This is a genomic window from Micromonospora sp. CPCC 205546, assembly GCF_036902715.1.
In the GTDB taxonomy this organism is placed as follows: domain Bacteria; phylum Actinomycetota; class Actinomycetes; order Mycobacteriales; family Micromonosporaceae; genus Micromonospora.
This window is the reverse complement of record NZ_JBAKHL010000058.1, coordinates 35827-41826: the sequence shown is the minus strand read 5'-3', so window position 1 is coordinate 41826 and position 6000 is coordinate 35827. Positions and strand designations below refer to the sequence as shown.

1 protein-coding gene (only partly in view) is annotated in these 6000 nt (G+C 73.4%); it reads right to left on the bottom strand.

What is annotated here, in order from left to right; translation table 11 throughout:
- On the bottom strand, positions 1–6000 hold part of the coding region annotated (locus V6U77_RS23425) for an amino acid adenylation domain-containing protein (protein ID WP_334608776.1) (this coding region is incomplete at its 3' end). Its footprint extends 464 nt past the window's final position; 6000 of 6464 annotated nt are visible.

Genomic DNA, 6000 nt, shown 5'->3' with positions numbered 1-6000 from the left:
GACGGGGCGGGGGGCCGGGGGCCGGGCTGCTGCCCGGCGCCGCCGGGGCCCGTGCGCGGGGCCTCCGGCGCGGCGCCCTGCCGCCCCGCGATCAGCTCGGCCAGGGCCGCCACCGTCCGCCGCACCAGGATGTCCGTCGGTGAGATGACCATGTCGAGCTGACGGCCGAGCCGGATCGCGATCCGCATCGCCCCGAGCGAGTCCCCGCCGAGTTCCAGGTAGTCACGCTCGACGCTGACCTCGCCGCAGCCCAGCTCGCGCTGCCACACCTCGGCGATCGTCCGCTCCAGGGCGTCGCGCGCGGGGACGTGGTCCGCCGCCGTGCTGCCGTCGTCCTCCGGCCTGGGCAACGCCCGCCGGTCGATCTTGCCGCTCACGGTCATCGGGAACTCGGGCAACACCACGAAGTGCGCGGGAACCAGCAGCGCGGGCAGCTGGGCACGGGCGTGCGCCCGCACCGCGTCGACGTCCCACTCGAGGTCGGGGCGGGTCAACAGGTACGCGGCCAGGCGCGGCGCACCGTCGTCGGAGACCACGGTCACCGCGGCGGCCCGCACCGCGGGATGAGCCGACAGCACCCGCTCGATCTCACCCGGCTCGATCCGGACCCCACTGATCTTCACCTGCTGGTCGAGCCGGCCCAGGTACTCGATGACGTCGCCGTCGAGCCACCGTACGAGGTCACCGGTCCGGTACAGCCGACCACCGGGTCCACCGAACGGGTCAGGCACGAATCGGCTGGCGGTCTCGGCCGGTCGGCCCACGTAGGACTGCGCGACACAGTGCCCGCCGAGATACAGCTCGCCCGGCACGCCGACCGGCACCGGGTTGAGGTCGACGTCGAGGACGAGGTTCGTCACGTTGTCGATCGGGCGGCCGATCGGCACGCTCGTCGCCCCCGGGTGCGGCTGCGGGGCGAGCTCGTACCAGGTGCAGGCGATGGATCCCTCGGTCGGCCCGTAGAGGTTGTACACCCTGGCGTCGGTCCGCTCGGCCAGGCGCCGGGCGGTCGACAGGGTGAACTTCTCCCCGAGCAGCATGACCTCACGCAGACAGCCGGGGATCCCCGGTACCGCGTCGAGGAACGCGTCCATCATCGACGGTACGAAGGTCGCGTGGCTGACCTGGTGCCGCTCGATGAACGCGGCCAGGCCCAGCGGGTCGAGGTGCAGCCTGTCGGGCGCCATCACCAACGTCGCCCCGGCGACCAGCGGCCGGAAGATCTCGCCGACCGACACGTCGAAGGTGTAGGGGGTCTTCTGGACGACCCGGTCACCGCCGCGCAGCGGCAGCGCCCGTTGCAGCCAGTGCACGTAGTTGGCGGCACCCAGGTGCGGCACGGCGACACCCTTCGGGCCACCCGTGGACCCCGAGGTGAACAGGACGAAGGCGGGGTGGCCTCCGGTCGCCTCGACGGGTGCCCGCTCCGGGCCGCCCGCGTGGGGGCCGAGCACCGGCACGACGCCGGTCAGCACCTCGTGCAGTTCCTCGTCGGCCACCACCAGCGCGACGTCCGCGCCGACCAGCCGCTGCCGCAGCCGCGCCGCCGGATCGTCCGGATCGAGCGGCACGAACGCCGCACCGGACTGGAGGATGCCCAGCAGCACGGTCACCAGGTGGGCACTGCGCCGCATGCAGACGGCGACCGGCCGGTCCGGCCCCGCCCCCGCCGCCGCCAGTCGCCGGGCGAGTGCCGTCGCGGCCACGACGAGCTCCCGGTACGTGAGCGTCCCGGTGTCGTCGCGGACCGCCACGGCGTCCGGGGTCATCGCCGCCTGCCGGAGGACGCCACCGTGCAGCGTCGTCTCGGCCGGGGAAACCGGCGCGGACACCGGCCCGGACAGCCGCCGCGCGAGCTCGGCGCCGGAGAGCAGCGGCCCGGTGGCGGACCCGCCGACATCGGCGAGCATGTCGGTCAGCACCCGGTGGTACGCCTGCGCCAGCCAGTTCAGACGTTCCGGGCGGACCCGCTCCGGCATCGCGGTGAACATGACGTACCCGGGCAGGACGGTCACGGCCAGCGGGAACTCGTTGGGGCTGTCGTCCTCGGTCTGGGACGTCTGCACCGCGGTGTCGCGCAGCAGGTAGTAGTCGAGGAAGTTGAAGACCGCCTCGACCAGCGGCTGCGTCGTCCCGGCCAGCGACTGGAGCCGGGGCAACGGGTAGCGCCGATGGGGCAGCAGTCCGGTTTCCGCCTCGGCAGCGGCCCGGATCAGGTCCAGCCAGGTGCCGCGCGGGCGCAGGCCGAGCACCGGCGGCGTGTTGAGGTACATCCCGAGCACCTCGTCACCACCGCTGACCTCCGGGCGGCCGTTGCTCACCAGGCCACACAGGAAGCCGTCGGCGCCGCTCAGGGCGCTCATCGTCTTGAAGAACGCGGCCAGGTACACACTCTTCACCGGGACGCCGACCGCCGCGGCCAGTTCTCGCAGCCGGTCGGCGTCGGTACCGAGCGGCTGCGCCACCGTGTGCGGGGCACCGGACTCGGCCGCTCCCCACTCCTGAGGAAGGCGCAGCGTCTCGTACCGGTCCAGCATCCTGGTCCAGTACTCGCGGCTCTCCGGATCGGCGACCACCGCGCGTTCCATGGCGATGAAGTCCGCCCAGCGACGCGCCGGCCGGTCCATCGACGGCGGGGTCCGCTCCTCCCGCGCCGCCACGTAGCGGTCCATCAACTCGCCGAGCAGCGAGTTGTGGCTCCAGCCGTCGAGAATGACGTGGCACTCCACCCAGGCCAGCACCCACTTGGTGGCACCGGTGCGGTAGGCGAAGAGACGCCACAGCGGCGCCCGGTCCAGCACGACGGGAGCCAGCCGGTGTCGGGCGGCCTCCTCCCGGATGAGGAGCTCCTGCTCGGCCTCGTCGAGCCCGTCGAGATCCTGCACCACCACCTCGGCCCTGGCCGACGCGTGCACCAGTTGCAGCGGCTCACCGTAACTGGTGAGGTCGAAGGAGGTACGCAGCACGTCGTGCCGGGCCACGACCTGCCGCACCGCGGCCCGCAGGGCGGCGGCTGACAGCGGCGCACCGTCGTCGACGACGTACAGCGTCACGTTCTGGTACGGCCGGCGTTCCGCGTCGGCCATCAGCTCGTAGAGCATGCCGGCCTGGACGTCCGACAACGGGTAGGCGTCGAGCACGTCCTCCGGGAGCTTCGCCCGGTCGGCGGCCGATATCTGCCCGAACTCCTCGGTCACCAGGTCGTCCGGCCGGTCGTCGAGGCACTGCCGGGCCACGGCGGCGACGGCGGCGACGGTGCGGTGCTGGAAGAGGTCCTGCACGCTCACCGCCAGGCCGGCCTCGCGCAGCGCACCGACCAGTCTGATCGCGCGCATCGAGTCGCCGCCGAGGGCGAAGAAGTCGTCCGCGCCGCCCACCTGTCGCACCTGGAGGACCTCGGCCCACACCCGCGCGACCAGGTTCTCCTCCGGGGTGCTGGGCGCGACGTACGCGGTGCTGGTGGTGCGGTCCTGCTCCGGGGCGGGCAGGGCGCGACGGTCGATCTTCCCGCTGCTGGTCCGGGGAAGTTCGTCCAGGGACACGAACCGGCCGGGCACCATCGCCGCCGGCAGCACCCCGGAGAGCCCGGCGCGGAGCCGGTCCGGCGTGGCGTCCGCACCGTCGCGCGCCACGACGTAGGCGACCAGTTGGGCGGGCATGTCCGCGGGCCGGTGCAGGGAGACCGCGGCCTCGGCGACCGCCGGATGCTCCATCAGCCGTGCTTCGATCTCACCCAGCTCGATCCGGACGCCGTGCAGCTTGACCTGCGCGTCGATGCGTTCGAGGAAGTCGATGGTCCCGTCGGCGCGCAGCCGGACCAGGTCGCCGGTGCGGTACATCCGTTCGCCCGGCACGGACGAGAACGGGTCCGGCACGAACCGCTCGGCGGTGGTGCCGGGCCGGTTGCGGTACCCGTGAGCCAGCCCGATGCCGGCCAGGTAGAGCTCACCGGGCCAGCCCACCGGCACCATCCGCAGCTGCTCGTCCAGGATGTGGACGCGGATGTTGCTGATCGGCGTGCCGATCGGCACGCCGGCGGTGTCGAGGGTGGCGAGCAGCCGCTCGTCGACCCGTTGGGCGGTGACGTCGACCGACGCCTCCGTCGGGCCGTACAGGTTGTGCAGCGCCGCCGGCGACCAGACCGCGAAGCGCCGGGCGGTGACGGTGCGCAGCGCCTCGCCACTGCAGAACACCTGCCTGAGGCTCGGCGGCGCCTGCGCGACGACGGCCAGGAAGGCGTCGAGCATCGACGGCACGAAGTGCAGGTGCGTCACCGCCTCGTCCCGGATCAGGCGGTCCAGCTCCAGCGGGTCCCGGTGCACGCCCGGCGGCGCCACCACGATGGTCGCGCCCGTGATCAGCGGCCAGAAGAACTCCCACACGGCCACGTCGAACGTGAACGGGGTCTTCTGCAACACCCGGTCGCCGGGACGTAGCTGGTAGCTCTCCTGCATCCAGGTGAGCCGGTTGACTATCCCGCCGTGATCGATGACCGCGCCCTTGGGGCGCCCGGTGGAGCCGGAGGTGTAGATGACGTACGCCCGGTCGTGTGCGGTCAGTTCCGGAAGGCCGGTGGGCTGCCCGTGGAGGTCGGCCGCCCCGTCTTTCGGGGCCCCGGTCACCGGAGGGACCACCGGCACGTCGCCGAACGCGGCCGCGTGGTCGGTTCCGGCCACCACCGCACGCACCCGGGCGTCGGTCGCCACCTCCGCCCGGCGCGCAGCCGGGTCCTCCGGGTCGAGGGGCAGGTAGGCGCCGCCGGCCTTCAGGACCGCGAGCAGCGCGCCGACGAGTTCCGCGCTGCGGGGCAGGCAGACCCCGACGACGTCGCCCCGACCGACGCCGTGCCGGCGGAGGGTGTGGGCCAGGGCGTCGGAGAGCTGGTCCAGCTCGCCGTAGCTCCACCTGCGTCGCCCGTCCCGTACCGCGACCGCCGCCGGGTCCCGCCGGGCGCGGTCCCGGACCAGCTCGTGCAGGGGGCTGGCGGGGACGTCCCGGCGGACACCGGTCAGCACTGCCCGCAGCCGGTGGCGCTCAGCCTCGTCGAGGACGTCCAGCGCGCCGACCGACGTCCCCGGCGCGGTGACGGCGCGTTCCAGCAGGACGAGGTAACGGGTGACGAGCTCGTCGACGGTCCGCTCGTCGAACAGGGCGGTCGCGTAGTCGATCGCGCCGAACAGTCCGTCGGCGGTCCGCCGCAGCCCCATGCTCAGGTCGAGCTTGACGCCCCGTGGCGGGGTGGCGACGTCGACGACGTCGAGGTCGTCGAAGCGTCCCGGCAGCCCCCCGTTCTCGTCCTCGAACAGGAACATCGTCGACACCAGCGGGTTGCGGGACAGGTCCCGCTCCGGCGCGACCGCGTCGACGACCCGGTCGAAGGGGATGTCCTGGTGGCTGACGGCGGCGTGCAGCGTGTCCCGCACCCGGTCGACCAGCAGGTCGAAGCTGGGTGCACCGGAGCAGTCGCAGCGCAGCACCAGCGTGTTGAGGAAGGGGCCGACGACGGCGTCCACTCCCGTCCGGGTCCGGCCGCTCACCGGCATCCCGACGGCGACGTCGTCCTGCCGCGTCAGCCGGGCCAGCAGTGCGGCGAAACCGGCGAGCAGCACGACGTACGGCGTGGTCCGGTGCCGCTGGGCCAGCTCGGCGCAGGCCCGGTCGACGTGCGCCGGCACCGCGAAGGTCACCCGGGCGCCGGCCGGATCTCGCGGGGCCGACCGGGGCCGGTCGGCGGGCAGGTCGAGTTCGGTCAGCCCGGCCAGGGCGTCCTGCCACCAGCGCAGACCAGCCTGTGCCTCCGCTGTGCCGAGGTGTCGCTGCTCCCATCTCGCGTGCTCGGCGAACTGTCCCGGCCGGGCGGGCTGCGGGGCCCCGGTCCGGGCCGCGTGGTAGAGCCCGGCGAGGTCGGCGCAGAGCAGCTGCACGGACCAGCCGTCGCAGGCGATGTGGTGCAGGTGCGCGACGAGTACCTGTTCGTCGTCGCCCAACCGCACCAGGACC